This is a genomic window from Ruminococcoides sp. (assembly GCF_057037865.1).
Genome location: NZ_DBLZMS010000004.1, coordinates 158,464 through 176,009 on the forward strand (window position 1 = coordinate 158,464; position 17,546 = coordinate 176,009).

The 17,546-nt window shown below is 40.5% G+C and carries 15 protein-coding genes and 1 tRNA gene; 13 read left to right on the top strand and 3 right to left on the bottom strand.

Annotated elements, in window-relative coordinates:
• Window positions 1-45: 45 nt before the first annotated feature.
• Window positions 46-912, top strand: coding sequence for a hypothetical protein (locus tag AC2HW8_RS05290; RefSeq protein ID WP_021882844.1), 867 nt, complete (start codon window positions 46-48; stop codon window positions 910-912).
• Between the two features lie 43 nt (window positions 913-955).
• Here the strand turns inward: AC2HW8_RS05290 and pdxR are convergent, their stop codons facing one another.
• Window positions 956-2,320, bottom strand: coding sequence for a MocR-like pyridoxine biosynthesis transcription factor PdxR (pdxR, locus tag AC2HW8_RS05295; protein WP_021882843.1), 1,365 nt, complete (start codon window positions 2,318-2,320; stop codon window positions 956-958).
• Window positions 2,321-2,472: 152 nt separating this feature from the next.
• Between pdxR and murD the strand changes: the two genes are divergently transcribed.
• From murD to AC2HW8_RS05320, 5 genes are read left to right on the top strand one after another with little or no spacing between them, the layout of a single operon-like run.
• Complete coding sequence (gene murD, locus AC2HW8_RS05300; RefSeq protein ID WP_303665556.1) at window positions 2,473-3,864, top strand: UDP-N-acetylmuramoyl-L-alanine--D-glutamate ligase; 1,392 nt, start codon at window positions 2,473-2,475, stop codon at window positions 3,862-3,864.
• Window positions 3,865-3,872: 8 nt separating this feature from the next.
• Window positions 3,873-4,901: a M20/M25/M40 family metallo-hydrolase gene (locus tag AC2HW8_RS05305; protein ID WP_117886000.1), complete on the top strand. Its 1,029-nt coding sequence runs from the start codon at window positions 3,873-3,875 to the stop codon at window positions 4,899-4,901.
• Window positions 4,894-5,943 (top strand): M42 family metallopeptidase, encoded by a 1,050-nt coding sequence (locus tag AC2HW8_RS05310; protein ID WP_484327239.1) that lies wholly within the window; start codon window positions 4,894-4,896, stop codon window positions 5,941-5,943. The genes AC2HW8_RS05305 and AC2HW8_RS05310 overlap by 8 nt, the downstream gene beginning before the upstream one ends.
• Window positions 5,944-6,717: a GNAT family N-acetyltransferase gene (locus tag AC2HW8_RS05315; protein WP_303666945.1), complete on the top strand. Its 774-nt coding sequence runs from the start codon at window positions 5,944-5,946 to the stop codon at window positions 6,715-6,717.
• 5 nt (window positions 6,718-6,722) lie between these two features.
• Window positions 6,723-7,982, top strand: coding sequence for a methionine gamma-lyase family protein (locus tag AC2HW8_RS05320; protein WP_484327240.1), 1,260 nt, complete (start codon window positions 6,723-6,725; stop codon window positions 7,980-7,982).
• Between the two features lie 65 nt (window positions 7,983-8,047).
• Here the strand turns inward: AC2HW8_RS05320 and AC2HW8_RS05325 are convergent, their stop codons facing one another.
• On the bottom strand, window positions 8,048-8,506 hold the full coding sequence (locus tag AC2HW8_RS05325; RefSeq protein ID WP_021882837.1) for a nucleoside deaminase: 459 nt from the start codon (window positions 8,504-8,506) through the stop codon (window positions 8,048-8,050).
• Complete coding sequence (locus AC2HW8_RS05330) at window positions 8,499-9,554, bottom strand: CPBP family intramembrane glutamic endopeptidase (RefSeq protein ID WP_303807337.1); 1,056 nt, start codon at window positions 9,552-9,554, stop codon at window positions 8,499-8,501. The genes AC2HW8_RS05325 and AC2HW8_RS05330 overlap by 8 nt, the downstream gene beginning before the upstream one ends.
• Window positions 9,555-9,837: 283 nt before the next feature.
• Between AC2HW8_RS05330 and AC2HW8_RS05335 the strand changes: the two genes are divergently transcribed.
• From AC2HW8_RS05335 to guaA, 7 genes are all read left to right on the top strand, one after another.
• Window positions 9,838-9,924 (top strand) — tRNA-Leu (locus AC2HW8_RS05335).
• Between the two features lie 60 nt (window positions 9,925-9,984).
• Complete coding sequence (locus tag AC2HW8_RS05340) at window positions 9,985-10,488, top strand: hypothetical protein (protein ID WP_484327241.1); 504 nt, start codon at window positions 9,985-9,987, stop codon at window positions 10,486-10,488.
• A 231-nt stretch (window positions 10,489-10,719) separates the two neighbouring features.
• Complete coding sequence (gene purC / locus AC2HW8_RS05345; RefSeq protein ID WP_015523937.1) at window positions 10,720-11,427, top strand: phosphoribosylaminoimidazolesuccinocarboxamide synthase; 708 nt, start codon at window positions 10,720-10,722, stop codon at window positions 11,425-11,427.
• An 80-nt stretch (window positions 11,428-11,507) separates the two neighbouring features.
• Window positions 11,508-12,974: an amidophosphoribosyltransferase gene (gene purF, locus AC2HW8_RS05350; protein WP_117967508.1), complete on the top strand. Its 1,467-nt coding sequence runs from the start codon at window positions 11,508-11,510 to the stop codon at window positions 12,972-12,974.
• Between the two features lie 17 nt (window positions 12,975-12,991).
• Window positions 12,992-14,428, top strand: coding sequence for an adenylosuccinate lyase (purB, locus tag AC2HW8_RS05355; protein ID WP_046432932.1), 1,437 nt, complete (start codon window positions 12,992-12,994; stop codon window positions 14,426-14,428).
• Between the two features lie 84 nt (window positions 14,429-14,512).
• Window positions 14,513-15,790, top strand: coding sequence for an adenylosuccinate synthase (locus tag AC2HW8_RS05360; protein ID WP_015523935.1), 1,278 nt, complete (start codon window positions 14,513-14,515; stop codon window positions 15,788-15,790).
• A 67-nt stretch (window positions 15,791-15,857) separates the two neighbouring features.
• A complete protein-coding gene (gene guaA / locus AC2HW8_RS05365) occupies window positions 15,858-17,411 on the top strand; it encodes a glutamine-hydrolyzing GMP synthase (protein ID WP_484327242.1) in 1,554 nt (517 codons plus the stop codon).
• Window positions 17,412-17,546: the final 135 nt, after the last annotated feature.

The following is a 17,546-nucleotide window of genomic DNA, read 5'->3' on the forward strand; positions in this document are numbered from 1 at the left end:
CAGTGCATTAATTGAACTGTCAATACTTTTACGGAGGTTATTTTTATGTCAGATGTACCTTTCTGTTCCTCAGAAAATGCATGCACCGAAGGCGGCGAGCAAACTAACGGTTGTGAACCTGTTTGTATCAATGTTTCACGAATCTATGACAGTTGCGGAGCAAAAGATTGCCTTTCAAATCTTCCTGTTATGTTTACCGAAGCAAACCAGAAAATTATTGATGGGGCTTGTTCCGTAAAGATAAGTAATGTGCGCATAATTACATCTACGGTAGAGGTTGAGCCTGTTGCATTCCATCGTGGCTTTTATTCGGTTGATATGATGTACTATTTTGCCGTCACCGTTGAAGCCTATACAGCCGCAGGTGCGATTCCCGAAACTGTCACAGGTCTTGCAATGTACGGCAAAAGAGTTGTGCTTTACGGCGGTGAAGGCTGCGTAAAGTCTTTCTCCAGTGACAAGGATGTTGTTTGCGATACATCAGATTCGGATTGTCCGTGCAAATATCCCTATTGTTTGCCGAGAGCAACGGTTCAAATTTCAAATCCAATGGCATTGTCTGCAAATCTACAGGATTACAATAATGCGAATCCGATAACTGTTTGCAGAACATTTCCGAATTGTGTTATTGATTACCTTGACGGAGAACCTGCACAGCCTGAAACACAGCGAGTGCTTGTTACAATCGGTATTTTTACGATTACAAGGCTTGAAAGAGATGTACAGATTATGATTCCGTCCTATGATTTTTGTGTTCCCCGCAAGGAATGTCCGTCAGCGCCCGATGATCCGTGCGAAGTTTTCAGTAAAATTGATTTTCCTACAGACTCATTCTTCCCGCCGAACGCAATACACCGTGGCGACCGTGACTCTTCTCATACATCTTCTTTTAAATGCGGTTGTGAAAACTGATTATACAGAAAAACGGGGCTGATTTCAGTCCCGTTTTGTTATGCTATTTTGAAATTGTTTCATAAAGTAATTTTATTCCGCTTTCAATTTTTACATCTTTTATTCCCGAAAAGCTTAACACAATCATATTTTCGGCTTTGTTGAACTGCATAGTTTTAATTAATGCGTCGTCAATTTTCTTTATAACAGAATCGTCAATCGTTTTATCCTTAAAAATCAGCGAAACATAAAGCGAAGTTTCGTTAAACACAATTTTAACGGAGGTTCCGAAATATTTCTTTATGTTTGAAAGCATAAGGTTGCTTTTTTCAAGATAAATTCTTCTTGCTTTTCTCAGATGAACATCAAGCTTACCGTTATTAATATACTTTGCAAGGGCAATTTGTTCTGTTTTTGACGCTGTCTGATTTGTGTATTTTTTAATTTTGTTGTATTCATCTGTGAGTTTTTGCGGAAGAACCATATAACTGATTCTGACAGAGGGAAGAAGTATCTTTGAAAAAGAGCCGAGATAAACCGTGTTTTCGGTATCATAATTCTGTACGCACGGCATAGGGTGCGTACTGTATCGAAGCTCACCGTTGTAATCGTCTTCAATAATCAAAACATTATTTTCTTTTGCCCATTTGATTATCTCAAGTCTGCGTGTAACAGGCATTGTAATGTTGCTGTTTACGGTAAAATTAGGATTTATAAGAATTATATCGGGCTTGATTTCTTCAAGTGAATCAATACAGGCTCCGTATTTATCACATCTGAAATATTTGATGTCATAACCGTGACTGTTGAACACATATTCACTCTGAATGTAGCTGTAATCCGCAAGTGCGATTTTCTTATTATTGCCGAGAAGTGAACAGAGTATGTGCAAAAGCGTCTGAGTGCCTGCTCCGACGATAATATTTTCGTATGAGGTGTTTACACTCCGTGTGCCGAGGCTGTATTTTTGCAGAGCATTTCTCAGAATTTCTTCACCCTGTTCTTCACCGTAGGAAGTGAGCAGATAGTTTTGATTTAAAACTTCTTTAACATATTTTTTCCATTCGTTTATGTTGATTATACCGTCATCAATGCTTTTACTGCTGAAATCATATTCATAGTATCTTTTTGTTTTGTTGATATTTGAAGACATTTTATCGCTTTTTGACGGTGTACCGCTGAACTGTGCCTCAACATAATATCCGCTTCGTGGCCTGTTTGATATATATCCCTCTGCACACAACTGTTCATACGCTCCGTTGACAGTAGTTTTTGAAACATCAAGGTCTGTACTTAATCGCCTTATTGACGGAAGCTTTGTTCCTTTTTTCAAACTTCCCGTTTCAATTGATTTTCTGACCGACATATAAATCTGCCTGTAAAGCGGAGTTTTATCTTTTTTATTGATAATTATAAAATCGTACAGCATAACATCACCTACCGTATTTTAACATTTTGAAAATATTATTGCAATATCAGTGTATTACGGTTGAAATTATTTCCGTTAAAATGTATAATTGTATGGTATGGCATAAAGTCACTGAAATGGCATAAAATACTAATTGCAGAGGGGATTTTACAATGAATGCTATGGCTGATAAATTTTTTGACAGTATAAAAGGGAAAAAAGTTACTTTTATCGGAATCGGTACAAGCAATCTTCCGCTTATAAAACTTTTTGTTGAAAAGGGTGCAAAAGTTACTGCTTGCGATAAGAAGAATTTTGAAGATTTGGGACAGAACGGTATTAAGGCTAAAGAGTACGGTGCAGAACTTTTACTCGGTGAAAATTATCTTTCCGAGATTGATGCCGATATCGTTTTCAGAAGTCCCGGTACACCTTTTTACAAGGATGAGCTTGTTACACTTCGTAACAAGGGCGTTGTTCTTACATCCGAAATGGAAGTTTTCTTCGACCTTTGCCCGTGCAGGATTATTGCTGTGACAGGTTCTGACGGCAAAACAACCACAACAACGATTATTTCTGAATTTTTAAAGGCGGCAGGTTTTAATGTACACCTTGGAGGTAATATCGGCAAGCCGCTTCTTCCTGAGATTGAAAGCGTGAATGACGATGACTGTGCAGTAGTTGAGCTTTCAAGTTTTCAGCTTATCTCTATGAGAAAGAGTCCGGATATTGCCGTGGTAACAAACCTTGCTCCTAACCATCTTGATATACACAAGGATATGCAGGAGTACATTGATTCAAAGAAAAATATCATTCTTCATCAGAATGCTTTTTCAAAGGCTGTTCTCAACCTTGATAATGAGATTACAAACGGCTTTTCCGACAGCGTAAGAGGTCAGCTCGCAAAGTTCTCAGTAAAAGAAAATGTTTCAAACGGCGCTTTCCTTGACGGTGATACAATCTGCTATAATGACTACGGAAAAATTACCCGTATTATGAACATTCATGACATCAAAATTCCCGGTATGCATAATGTAGAAAATTATCTTGCCGCTATTTCAGCCGTGTGGGGACTTGTTGATGCAGAAACAATGACAGCTGTTGCAAAGACTTTTGGCGGTGTTGCTCACCGTGCAGAGTTTGTAAGAGAGGTTGACGGTGTTAAGTATTACAACGATTCAATTGCATCAAGTCCTACAAGAACCGCACTCGGCACACTTTCACTTTACAAGCAGAAAATCTGCATTATTGCAGGCGGATATGATAAGCATATTCCTTATGAGCCGCTTGGTCCCGTAATCAATGATAAAGTAAAACTCCTTATTCTTCTCGGCGATACTGCCCCGAAAATTGAAAAAGCCGTTAAAGAGGCTTCAAACTATGATGCAGATGAAATTGAAATTATCAATGTAACAAATATGGAAGAGGCTGTAGCTGTTGCCCGTGAGCGTTCAACAAAGGGAGATATTGTTTCGCTTTCACCCGCAAGTGCAAGCTTCGGACTTTACAAGAATTTTGAAGAAAGAGGTAATCACTTCAAGTCAATTGTCAACGCTTTGAAGTAAGATATACAATGAACACAAAAGAACTTATTTTTGAACTCTGTTGTGCAATGGGTGTGTCGGGCAGGGAAGAGCCCGCTTTGTCTGTTGCCGAAAAGTTTTTATCAGACTACACGGATGACATAAAGATATCAAACGGCAGTCTTATGGCTGTTTGCGGTAACAAAAATTCAGATAAAACCATATTACTGGACGCTCACATTGACCGCATAGGATTTATGGTTACCGAAATAAATGAAAACGGATTTGTAAAAGCTTCTCCGTGCGGAGGAATTGACGCAAGAACTCTTGCTGATACTCTGCTTTGTCTGCAGAACAATCCTGATGTAACAGGTGTTGTATGCTGTATGCCTCCTCATCTTTCCGACGGAAAAGAGGACAAGGCTATGCCAACCGACAAAATCTGGGTTGATTTCGGTCTGCCGTATGATGAAGTTAATAAACTCATTTCATTCGGTGATATGCTGACATTTGCCTCAAAGCCGGCAAATCTTTTGAACGGCAGAATTGTTGCTCCTTGCCTTGATAACAGATGCGGTGTTGCGTCACTTGTTAAGTGTGCAGAGTTATTGAAAGACAATGAAACAGATTATAAAGTAATTATCCTTTTAAGCTCTCAGGAAGAAACATTTGGTACAGGCGCTAAAACAGGTGCTTTTACAGTTGAAGCAGACGAGTCGATTGTTGTTGATGTAAGTTTTGCATCTCAGCCGGATGTTTCGGGATTCTATTCTTCGGTTGAACTCGACAAAGGACCAATGATTTGCATTTCTTCAATTCTCAACAAAGAAATGAGCAAATCGCTTGAAAGCGTTGCAAAGAATAAAAATATACCGTATCAGCTTGAACCGATAGCAGGCAGAACAGGTACAAATGCCGACCATATTTCAATCAGCGGAAAAGGTGTAAAAACTGCTGTTGTATCAATCCCACAGCGATATATGCATACACAGAATGAAGTTATTTCTGTAGCTGATGTTGACAATACGGCAAAGCTTATTGCCGAATACATTAAATGCGGAGGTGCTTTCAATGATTGACATAAAATTGCTTGAACAGCTTTGCCTTTGCAACGGTATTTCGGGTGATGAGGGGAATGTTCGCAATCTTATAATTAACGAGATTAAAGATTGTGCCGATGATATTAAAACAGATAATCTCGGCAACCTTATTGTGTTTAAAAAGGGAAAAAAGTCTGCAAAAAGCAAACTTATGGTGTCGGCACATATGGATGAAGTAGGTCTTATGGTAACGGATATAACATCTGACGGTTACCTTAAATTTGACGAGGTCGGAGGAATTGACAGAAGAGTTCTTCCCGGTAAGCGTGTATGTATTGGCAGAAACGGTCTTAACGGTGTAATCGGTGTGAAACCGATTCATCTTACAAACGGTGATGAAAAAACTGCTGTTCCGAAAATGAATGATATGTACATTGATATCGGTGCCGAAAGCAGGGAAGATGCGCTTAAATATGTAAACTACGGTGACGGCATTAATTTTGAGGGCGACTTTAAGATTAACGGCAAAACTGTTGTTACAAAGGCACTTGATGACCGTTTCGGCTGCTATGTGCTTATTAATCTCATAAAATCCGAACCCGAATATGATATGTATTTCACATTTGTTGTTCAGGAAGAAGTGGGATTGCGTGGTGCTAGATCTGCGGCTTTTACGGTTAATCCTGATTTTGCTCTTGTTATCGAAAGCACAACTGCCGCTGATGTTGCGGAGGTTGATGTATCTCATCAGGTATGCAATTTGTCAAAAGGTGCAACGGTTACCGTAATGGATAGGGCGACAGTTTATGATAAAGAAATGATAAGTGCCGCTTTTGAACTTGCCGAAAAGAATAACATAGCTGTTCAGTATAAGAGAGCAGTTGCAGGCGGTAATGATTCGGGTGCAATTCATCAGAGCAGAGGCGGAGTGAGAACTCTTGCGGTATCACTTCCGTCAAGGTATATTCATGCTCCTTCAACTGCGGCAAATCTTGATGATTGCGAAAGCATTTTAAAACTTGCAAAAGTATTGTCCGATTATATTGCGGGCGGAAATTTAGCGAAAGGAAAGACGGTCTGAATGATAGTAACCGCCAATGAAAATTATATAAATGTAATTATGAACCTGTCGGCGGAAGATCCGTTTGCGTGCAGAATAATTTCTCAGTACAACAGTTACGATTCATCGCTTGCTTTTGTTGACTACTGGACGATAATTGACGATAAAACAGATGAGTGTACAGGTGCAATTTCCCGATGCGGAACAAACTTCATTTTATTTCTCACAGATAAAACAAATCTTGAAGAAGTTTCGTCATTTATGCGTGTTGCGGGTGCGTCAAGTGCAATATGCAGCGGAGATTTCAACCTTAATTTATACGGCAGTAAATCCGTTTCGGGTGTTATTCTGAAAAAATCAGAACCGTTTGAAAATGTTGACGAAAGTATAAATTTTGATGTTCCCGATATTAAAGAGGTTTATAATCTCATCGTAAGCTGTGCCGATGAAAATTTTGTTCCGCCGCCGTTTGATGATTTTTATGTTGATGTGAATCACAAGCTTCGTCATAATGCAACGAGAATGTACGGTGTTTATGACGGCACAAAACTTGTTGCAATGGCTATGACCGTTGCCGAAAGCAGTAACAGTGCCGTGTTGGGTGCGGTATCGTGTCATCCCGACTACAGAAAGCACGGCTACGGTTCAACTGTTGTAAAGTACATATCCAACAGACTGATTGCCGAGAACAAGACCGTGTATCTTCACAGAGCCAAGAATGCAAATCAGTCGTTTTATAATAATCTCGGTTTTGAACAGTGCGGATCATGGCAGGAATATTATTTTGAAAGGTGATATATTTGAGTTTTTTTGATATAGATGAAAGAGTTATAAAAGCATCCGAAAAGGCAATGGAGCTTTGCAAGGACAAGCTTGCGGAGATTGACGATATTCAGGAATACAACCAGCAGAAGATGATAAAGGCTTTTCAGCTTGCAGATGTTCGTGAAAGTCACCTTTGGGGTTCTACAGGCTACGGATACGACGATGCAGGCAGAGAGGCTCTTGACAAGGTCTATGCCTATGTTTTTGATGCAGAAGACGCACTTGTCCGTCATAATTTCGTAAGCGGTACTCATGCCCTTACAGTTGCACTTTTCGGCGTTTTAAGACCTGGAGATACAATGCTTTCCGTAACAGGAATGCCGTATGATACAATCCGTTCTGCTATAGGCATTGAGGGTGACTATCCAGGTTCACTCAAGGACTTTTCAATCAATTTTGAAATGACCGAGCTTAATCTTGACGGCACACTTGACTATGACAAAATCGCAAGCGACATTGCAGAAAAAAAGCCTAAAATGGTTTACATACAGCGTTCAAGAGGCTACAGCACAAGACCTACGCTCACATGGAGAGAAATCAAAAAGCTTTGTGAAATTTCAAAAGCCAATTCGCCCGAAAGTATTATTATGCTTGATAACTGTTACGGTGAATTCATTGACAAGGTTGAACCTTTGTCAGTGGGCGTAGATATGATGGCAGGCTCTCTTATCAAGAATCCGGGTGGCGGTATTGCTCCTACAGGCGGATATATTGCAGGTAAGAAAGAACTTGTAGAGATGTGTGCCTACAGACTTACCACTCCCGGTACAGGCAAAGAAATCGGTGCTACTCTTAACGCAAACAGAGAACTTTTTATGGGTGCGTACCATGCTCCTCATGTTACGGGGGAAGCACTTAAAACTGCAGTATTTGCATCGGCACTTTTTGAAATTCTCGGTTATGAAACAAGTCCTAAGTACAATGATGCAAGAGGAGATATCATTCAGCTTATCATGCTCGGTAATGCAGAAAAGGTATGCCGCTTTTGCGAGGGTGTTCAGAGCGGTTCGGCTGTTGACAGTTTTGTATCTCCGATTCCGTCGGATATGCCGGGTTACGAAAGTCAGGTAGTTATGGCGGCAGGCGCATTTACTCTCGGTTCATCTATTGAACTTTCTGCAGACGCACCGTTGCGTGAACCGTATGCAGTATGGATGCAGGGAAGTCTTAACTTCCACAGCGGTAAGCTCGGTGTAATGCTTGCGGCAAGTAAGATTTTAAGAGATGAAAAATAATATAATCTTGTTGCTTTGATTATAACAGCAAATAAAAAATCCCGCTTTTGTAAGCGGGATTTTTTCTATGATTTTTTATTGCGTAAGTTTTTAAAAAAGTCGGTGAGAAGTTTAGAACACTCCTCCTGCATAATACCGCCGACTGATTCAGGCTTGAAATTGAACGGCATCTGGAACAGATTCGTAATTGTACCGCAAGCACCGTTTTTTAAGTCGTATGCGCCGAAATATACCTTTGGAATATGAGCGTTGATTATTGCACCTGCACACATAGGGCAAGGCTCAAGTGTTACATAAATTTCACAGTTCCACAATCTCCAACCGCCAAGCTTTTGACAGGCATTGTATATTGCGTCGGTTTCGGCATGAAGAAGAGCGTTCTTGCTTTGTTCACGGCGATTTCTTCCTGTGGCAACAATTTCATCATTTCTGACAATTACCGCACCGACGGGAACTTCGTTTTCCGCAGCGGCAATCTCAGCCTGTTCAATAGCCTTTTGCATATAGTATAAAGTTTTATCCATTGTTAATTAATCCTAAATTTGTGATTGTAGTTATCAGAAAAAGTACAAGTGAAAGTATGATACCGGGATTCACAAGAAATGCAGTCATTTTCTCTTTTAAGTTAAGTTCACTTACAATTCCGTCTTTCTTATCAGACATTTTGAAAAAGTTCTTATCATTTTTGGCGAGTACGATATATGAAACAAAGCCTGCAATACAGAAGAAAATAATCAGGCTGTAACTGATTATTGTCGCCGCATAATCGGAAACAATGTTTGCATCTCTTAAAATGCTCATGGAAACAGCATATAGGTTATTAAGAAAATGGATTGCAATTGACGGAAGAATGGAATTGAATTTGCAATCGACATACGCAAAAATAAGTCCGAGAATAAACGCAAACGGAATTTGTGATATATTCTGATGCATTGCACCGAACAAAATTGCAGAGCCTATAACTGCTGTTGTATCACCGAACTTTCTCAGAGAACCCATAACTATTCCTCTGAAAGCAAATTCTTCGGCAAAAGCGGGGACGATTGCTGTTGAAATTATGTTCAGAACAATACTCAAAACACTTGAATCTCCGATTGTCAATCCCGAAGATGTGTTTTCAATTCCGAAAAGCGAGAAGTTGTCTGCGATAACACTCGTGGCAACATTTGCAATCATCGCACCCCCCATTCCGAGAAACAGAATGGGTATCATACTTTTTTGTTTTACATATTTTGTGCTGATAATATCATTTAAACTGTTTCTTGAAAGCTTTATATAAAAAAATGCAGGAACAACAACGGCAAATACGGAAATAAATATATCCATAAAGTAAGTCAGTATTGAATAATTGTCAGAATAAATATATTTTGCCGAACCAAAAGCCTTGAAAACTTCTACAACTATCATTGCGCTTACTGTCATTGTAAGCGAATACGCAAATACAAAAAAACCTAAACCGCTTGATCTTTGCTTGAGATTATCATACTGGAACTCTTTTTTGAAATTGCGGTTATAATTAAGGTTATTGCCGTAAAACGGCATATTATTACCCGAAAACTGGTTATTTATCAAATTATCACATCCTCAAAGCTATTCTAACATAGAGGCATATTATTTTCAAGGATTAAAACATCCGTATAAAGTATTTGCATGATTAAAATGATGTAATCCGACAAAAAGTAACTTTAAAATACAGTATAATAAATTCACTCAAAATCGACGCCAAAGAAGAAAAACCGTTTGTATTTTCACACAAATTGATTCACCTCTATTTACAGCGTAGTAATTAAGGCAAAAAATTTAAAAATATAACTTGATTTTTCCTGATTTGTATTGTATAATATGTTTTGCATTTGCCGGTGTGATGGAATTGGCAGACGTAGCGGACTCAAAATCCGCCGGTAGCGATACCGTACCGGTTCAAGTCCGGTCACCGGCACCAAAAGGACATTAACTCATAGAGTTAGTGTCCTTTTTTAGTATATTTCGGAGGGCGATAATTATGGGCGGAATAAGTGTTATGCTTTTAATGGGAATGCTTTCGGCTATGTATATGTTTTTTATAGCAGTAATTGCCGTGCTGATTATTTATTTTGCAGTAAGCTATGTTTTTGAGAGCATTGCGGCAATGGGTATGTGCAAGAACTTGTACTATAAGCACAGCGGTACAGCTTGGATTCCGTTTTATAATAAATATCTCCTCGGTAAAATTGCAGGGAATAAGGCTTTAGGCATAATAGAAGGTGTGCTGAACCTTTCAATCGCAACCGTTGCCGTTCTGTTTTTCTGCTTTGAACTGGAAATCGGTATCATCGGCTTGATTGCCCTGTTAGCTTGTGTCATTGCCTCATTTGTGATAGATGTAATTATCGCCGATAAAATATTCAAAAATCTTAACATCAGATATTCGGATGTTCTCACAGTAGTAAATGTCCTTACCTTCGGACTTTTTAGACCGATAATACTTTTCGTATTCAGAAATAAGCAGAATACAGTCAGAGTTTAATTTCAAAGGAGCAATACACGCCGTATTGTTCCTTTTCCTTTTGCAAAAATGCCCTGTTTAAGATTATTTTTGTTTCATAATTTTTCGATACAGGCAATTTTTTAAAAAATTCGTCAATTTTTTTATTTTTAATTCTCATACGGTTGCTTATTTTTGATTTATATATTATAATGTATCTTGTATTGTTTTTTAATTACGGCGCAAAGCCGCATCTTTATGGAGGATTTGATTATGGAAAAGAAAGAATTACTTTACGAAGGAAAAGCTAAAAAGGTATTTTCTACAGAAGATCCCGATCTCTGCATCGTTTCCTACAAGGATGACGCAACTGCATTCAACGGCGAGAAAAAGGGTACAATCGTTGGCAAGGGTGTTGTAAACAACCGTATGTCAAACTTTATGTTCAAGCTTCTCGAAAAGCATGGCATTGCAACAGACTTTGTTGAAGAGCTTAACGACAGAGATACAGTCCTCAAGAAGGTTGAAATTGTTCCTCTCGAGGTAATTTTAAGAAATAAAGCTGCCGGCAGTCTTTCAAAGCGTCTCGGTCTTCCCGAAGGCACTCCTATGAAGACTCCTGTTCTTGAATTCTGCTATAAGAACGATGAACTCGGCGATCCTATGGTAAATGAATATCACATCCTCGCAGCAGGCTTTGCTACAAAGGAAGAAATCGACACAATCACAGAAATGGCTTTCAAGATTAATGAGATTATGATTGAATTCTTCAAGCAGTGCAAGGTTGATCTTATTGACTTCAAGATTGAGTTCGGCAGATACAAGGGCAAGATTCTCCTTGCTGACGAAATTTCTCCCGATACATGCCGTTTCTGGGATATGGATACTCAGGAAAAACTCGACAAAGACCGTTTCCGTCGTGACATGGGCGGTGTTGAAGAGGCTTATGCCGAAATGATGAAGCGTGTAGGTCTTGCATAATAACTACATTGTGAATTTTTGAATTAAGATATGTGAATTAAACTTTGGATAGTTATTTTGATTAATCGGATGGTGGCACCTTGGAATTTTCTTTCGATAATTTTGCAAAAGAAGGTCTGCACGAAGAGTGCGGAGTATTCGGCATATTCAGCGACGGCACAATTAACCCTGCATACGCTTGTTATAACGGCTTGCTTGCTCTCCAGCACAGAGGACAGGAAAGCTGCGGCATCGCTGTATCTGACGAAGGTGTAATTGATTATCACAAAGATATGGGCCTTGTTACCGAGGTCTTTAACAACAAAATTCTTGATTCTCTCAACGGACAAATGGCGGTTTCGCATGTCCGTTACTCGACTGCAGGCGGTTCTGTGCTGGAAAATGCACAACCGCTTGTTATGCGTTATGTAAAGGGTACGCTTTCAATTGCCCATAACGGCAACCTTACCAATGCGCTTGAAATCCGCAGAAGTCTTGAACAGCGTGGCGCAATCTTTCAGACAACAATCGACAGCGAGGTTATCTGCTATGTAATTGCCCGTGAAAGACTTAAATGTCATTCTGTTGAAGATGCCGTTGCAAGAACAATGCAGGTAATTGAGGGAGCTTATTCGCTCCTCGTTATGAGCCCGAGAAAGCTTATTGCGGCTCGTGATCCTCACGGATTCAGACCGCTTTGTATGGGCAAGTACAACGATTCCTATGTTTTTGCAAGTGAAAGTGCGGCTCTTGATGCCTGCGGTGCAGAATTTGTCCGTGATATTGAACCGGGCGAAATCGTAATTGTAGACCAAAACGGTGTCCGCAGTATGAAACCCGACTTTGGTGACAAGAAAAAGGCACTTTGCATTTTTGAGTATATTTATTTTGCCCGTTCAGACTCCTTTATTGACGGAGTAAGCGTTTATGAGGCAAGAAAGCAGGCAGGACGAATTCTTGCAAGAAAATACCCTGTTGAGGCTGATATGGTTGTCGGTGTTCCCGAATCGGGAATTGATGCCGCAATCGGTTACAGCGAAGAATCAGGAATTCCTTATGAAAAGGCTATTGTGAAGAACAGCTACATCGGCAGAACCTTCATAAAGCCAAGTCAGAAGGAACGAATGAAAAGCGTAAAAATTAAACTCAACCCGATTGCCGACAAAATCAAAGGCAAGAGAGTTGTTATTATTGATGACAGCATTGTGCGTGGTACAACTGTTGACCGAATTGTTACAATGCTCAAAGAGGCAGGCGCAAAAGAGGTACATATGCGTATCAGTTCACCTCCGTTTATGTGGCCGTGTTATTACGGTACTGACATTCCGTCAAGAGGAGAACTTATTGCCTGCAACCATACAATCGAAGAAATCACAAAGCTCAGCAAGGCTGATTCCCTCGGATACCTCCCTGTTGAGTCACTTCGTGAGATGATTCACAACGCTCCCGTAGGCTTTTGTGACGGTTGCTTTACGGGTAATTACCCCGCTCCTATCACAAAAGAAACCTTTAAGGGCAAAGAGCGTGGCGGAATGAACTTCGATGAAAACAATAAAAAGGACAACTAATTGAAAGGATGTAAATAATGGTAAAAGATACTTATGAATCACCCTTGTCAGCCCGTTATGCAAGCAAGGAAATGAAATACATTTTCTCGCCGGATAAAAAATTCAGAACATGGAGAAAGCTCTGGATTGCTCTTGCAGAATCGGAAAAAGAACTCGGACTCCCAATTACACAGGAGCAGATTGACGAACTCAAGGCTCATGCTGATGATATCAACTATGAAGTTGCACAGGAAAGAGAGAAAATTGTTCGTCACGATGTAATGTCACATGTATATGCTTACGGTGTTCAGTGTCCGAACGCAAAGGGCATTATTCATCTCGGAGCAACCTCCTGCTATGTCGGTGATAACACAGATATCATCATTATGACAGAAGGACTCAAGCTTATCAGAAATAAGCTTATCACAGTTATCCGCAACCTTTCAAAGTTTGCCGATGAATACAAGGCTCTTCCAACCCTTGCATTCACTCATTTTCAGCCTGCACAGCCTACAACAGTAGGTAAGAGAGCGACTCTCTGGCTTCAGGAGCTCCTTATGGATCTTGAAGATGTTGAGTATCAGCTTTCAAAGGCTAAGCTTCTCGGTTCAAAGGGTACAACAGGTACACAGGCAAGTTTCCTTGAACTCTTTGACGGAGATCACGAAAAGTGCAAAATGCTTGATCATAAGATTGCAGAAAAAATGGGCTACAAGGCTTGTTTCCCTGTATCAGGTCAGACATATTCAAGAAAGCTTGACTCACAGTTCCTCAATGTTCTTGCGGGAATTGCTCAGTCAGCCGCTAAATTCTCAAATGATATCAGACTTCTTCAGCACCTCAAAGAGGTTGAAGAGCCGTTTGAAAAGAATCAGATCGGTTCATCGGCTATGGCTTACAAGCGCAACCCAATGAGGAGTGAGCGTATAGGTTCACTTTCAAGATATGTTATGGTTGATGTTCTCAACGGTTACTTTACAACTGCCACACAGTGGTTTGAAAGAACACTTGATGACTCAGCCAACAAGCGTCTCAGTGTTCCGGAGGCATTCCTCGCAGTTGACGGCATCCTTTCACTTTATGCAAATGTTGCAGACGGTCTTGTCGTTTATCCAAAGGTAATTGAACAAAGACTCAGAAAAGAACTTCCGTTCATGGCAACAGAGAATATTATGATGGATGCAGTTAAAAAGCGTGGTGCTGACAGACAGCAGCTTCACGAGAAAATCCGTGAGCATTCAATGGCTGCGTCAAGAGTAGTTAAGGTTGAAGGCGGCGAGAATGACCTTCTCGAGAGAATTGCCGCAGATGAGGCATTCGGAGTTACTCTTGAAGAGCTTGAGAAGATTCTCAAGCCGGAAAACTACACAGGCAGAGCAAAAGAGCAGACAGAGGACTTCCTCAACGAGTGCATCAAGCCTGTTCTTGAAAAGTACGCAGATGTTGAGTCTGACAAGCCTGAAATCAATGTTTAATTAGACTGATTTAATCGAACCTTTGGTTCAAGTATATATTTTATTTATAGCAGACCATGCGTCTGTAAAAAGGAGTTTTGTAAAATGGTAAAAGCAATTGTAGGTGCCAACTGGGGCGACGAGGGCAAGGGTAAAATTACCGATGTTCTCGCAAACGACAGCGACATCGTAATTCGTTTTCAAGGCGGTGCAAATGCAGGACATACAATTGTCAACGATTACGGAAAATTTGCTCTTCACCAGCTTCCTTCGGGTGTTTTCCATCAGAATATCACCAATATAATCGGCAACGGTGTTGCTTTCAGCGTTGAAAACTTCGTTAAGGAAATGGCTCACCTCAAAGATCGCGGAGTTCCCGAGCCAAACATTATTATTTCTGACAGAGCACAAATTGTTATGCCTTACCATGTAGCATTTGACTGCTATGAGGAAGAGCGTCTCGGCAAAAATTCTTTCGGTTCAACAAAGAGCGGTATCGCTCCGTTCTATTCTGACAAGTATTCAAAAATCGGTTTCCAGATTAATGAACTTTATGATGATCCAGATTCACTCAGAGAGAAAATCAGACACGCTCTTGAAATCAAGAATGCAACTCTGAAAAACCTCTACAACAAGCCCGAAATCACAGAACAGGAAGTTTTTGACAAACTAATGGAATATAAGGAACTTCTTGCTCCTTATGTCGGTGACGCATTCACTTTTGTTCATAATGCGCTCAAAGACGGAAAGAATATTCTTCTTGAAGGACAGCTTGGTTCACTCAAGGATACTGACTTCGGCATTTATCCTATGGTTACTTCATCCAATACAATCGCAGGTTACGGTGCTGTTGGTGCAGGTATTCCTCCGTATGAAATCAAAGAAATCATCACAGTTGTCAAGGCTTATTCAAGTGCGGTAGGCGCAGGTGAATTTGTTTCTGAAATCTTCGGCGATGAGGCTGACGAACTTCGCAGAAGAGGCGGTGACGGCGGAGAATTTGGTGCAACAACAGGCAGACCGAGAAGAATGGGTTGGCTTGACCTCGTTGCAACACGCTACGGTTGTATGGTTCAGGGTGCAACACAGGTTGCGTTCACGGTTCTTGATGTTCTCGGATATCTTGATGAAATCCCTGTTTGTGTAGGTTATGAGCTTGACGGCAAGGAAATTGACTACTTCCCGTCAACAACAAAGCTTAAAAGATGCAAACCTATCCTCAAAAAGCTCAAGGGCTGGAAATGTTCAATTTCAGGTATTACAGAATATGACAAGCTTCCTAAGGAATGCCGTGAATACATTGAATTTGCCGAAAAGGCTATCGGTGTGCCGATTACAATGGTTTCAAACGGTCCTTCCAGAAACGATATTATTTACAGATAATTAAAATATTAATTGAATACCGCACAAATTCTGTGCGGTATTCTTTAAATTTGAAAGGAATTTTACTATGAGCAATGCTACAAAAGAAACTGTCATTGTTCTTGATTTCGGCGGTCAGTACAATCAGCTGATTGCAAGAAGAGTTCGTGAGTGCAATGTGTATTGCGAAATTCTTCCTTATACCGTTGATATTCAGAAAATCAAAGACATTAGCCCAAAAGGTATTATCTTCACAGGCGGTCCTAACAGCGTTTATGACGAGTCATCACCGCACTATACTCCTGAAATTTTTGAACTCGGAATTCCGATTCTCGGCATTTGCTACGGTTGTCAGCTTATGGCATACACACTCGGCGGCAATGTTGTTTCGGCTACAGACAATTCATCAAGTGAGTACGGCAAGACAGTTACAAGATATAATAACAATGATATACTCTTTAAATCCGTAAAGAGTGAAGGAATTTCATGGATGAGTCACCGTGACTATATCAATGAAGCTCCCGAAGGATTCAGCATTACAGCTACAACGGATGTATGTCCTGTAGCCGCAATGTCATGTCCTGAAAAAAAGTTTTACGGTGTTCAGTTCCATCCCGAAGTTAACCATACAGATAACGGTAAAGATATGCTCCGTTCATTCCTTTATGATGTTTGCGAATGTAAGGGTGAGTGGAAAATGGAAAGCTTCATCGACACAACTGTTGCACAGCTTAAAGAGCAGATTGGTGATAAGGGTGTAGTTCTCGGACTTTCGGGCGGTGTAGATTCATCCGTTGCCGCAGCACTTCTCAGTAAGGCAGTCGGTAAACAGCTTACCTGCGTTTTCGTTGATCAGGGACTTATGAGAAAAGACGAGGGCGACTTTGTAGAGCAGACCTTTACAAAGCTTTTTGACATGAACTTTGTCCGCATTAATTGTCAGGAAGAGTTCCTTGCAAAGCTTAAAGGTGTTGAAGAACCCGAAGAAAAACGCCACATTATAGGTACAGAATTCTATAAGGTGTTCTGGAACAAAATCCGTGAAAGCTACGGCGAGGGTTATTTTGCACAGGGTACAATTTATCCCGACCGTATCGAAAGCGGCAAAGGCGATGCCGCAAAAATCAAAACACATCACAATCAGGTTGGTATCCCGGAAGATATTGACTTTGCAGGTGTAATTGAACCGCTTAAAGACCTTTTCAAGGATGAGGTAAGAGTAGTAGGTGAGAAGCTTGGACTTCCGCACGACCTCGTATGGCGTCAGCCGTTCCCGGGTCCGGGACTCGGTGTGCGTGTAATCGGTGAAGTTACAGCCGAAAAGGTTCATATTCTTCAGGAAGCCGATGCAATTCTTCGTGATGAAATGGATAAGTGCGGTTACGCAGATAAGATGAGCCAGTTCTTCGCAGTTCTCCCGGGTGTTAAAACCGTAGGCGTTATGGGTGACGCAAGAACATATGACGAACTCATCGCTCTCCGTGCCGTTACAACCGATGATTTTATGACAGCCGACTGGGCAAAAATCCCCTACGAAATCCTAGGCAGAGTCTCCAACCGCATCATCAACGAAGTAGAACATGTCAACAGAGTAGTCTATGATATAACAAGTAAACCCCCCGGAACAGTAGAGTGGGAATAATATCAAGAGTAGCGTAAACACGCATAAACACTGGGTTTTAGGCTCTCAAATTCCCGATTTGATAGCAAAATGATAGCAAACTGTAAAACAACTTTATTCTAAGTGTTCTATCGGTTTGCAGGTACAATTATCTTA

What these genes read in the sequence shown, in the direction of transcription:
- AC2HW8_RS05305 (WP_117886000.1), top strand. Translation starts at nt 3,873, where the DNA reads ATGAACACAAAAGAACTTATTTTTGAACTCTGTTGTGCAATGGGTGTG.
- pdxR (WP_021882843.1), bottom strand. Translation starts at nt 2,320, where the DNA reads ATGCTGTACGATTTTATAATTATCAATAAAAAAGATAAAACTCCGCTT.
- AC2HW8_RS05290 (WP_021882844.1), top strand. Translation starts at nt 46, where the DNA reads ATGTCAGATGTACCTTTCTGTTCCTCAGAAAATGCATGCACCGAAGGC.
- murD (WP_303665556.1), top strand. Translation starts at nt 2,473, where the DNA reads ATGAATGCTATGGCTGATAAATTTTTTGACAGTATAAAAGGGAAAAAA.
- AC2HW8_RS05325 (WP_021882837.1), bottom strand. Translation starts at nt 8,506, where the DNA reads ATGGATAAAACTTTATACTATATGCAAAAGGCTATTGAACAGGCTGAG.
- guaA (WP_484327242.1), top strand. Translation starts at nt 15,858, where the DNA reads ATGAGCAATGCTACAAAAGAAACTGTCATTGTTCTTGATTTCGGCGGT.
- AC2HW8_RS05310 (WP_484327239.1), top strand. Translation starts at nt 4,894, where the DNA reads ATGATTGACATAAAATTGCTTGAACAGCTTTGCCTTTGCAACGGTATT.
- AC2HW8_RS05315 (WP_303666945.1), top strand. Translation starts at nt 5,944, where the DNA reads ATGATAGTAACCGCCAATGAAAATTATATAAATGTAATTATGAACCTG.
- purC (WP_015523937.1), top strand. Translation starts at nt 10,720, where the DNA reads ATGGAAAAGAAAGAATTACTTTACGAAGGAAAAGCTAAAAAGGTATTT.
- AC2HW8_RS05360 (WP_015523935.1), top strand. Translation starts at nt 14,513, where the DNA reads ATGGTAAAAGCAATTGTAGGTGCCAACTGGGGCGACGAGGGCAAGGGT.
- purB (WP_046432932.1), top strand. Translation starts at nt 12,992, where the DNA reads ATGGTAAAAGATACTTATGAATCACCCTTGTCAGCCCGTTATGCAAGC.
- AC2HW8_RS05340 (WP_484327241.1), top strand. Translation starts at nt 9,985, where the DNA reads ATGGGCGGAATAAGTGTTATGCTTTTAATGGGAATGCTTTCGGCTATG.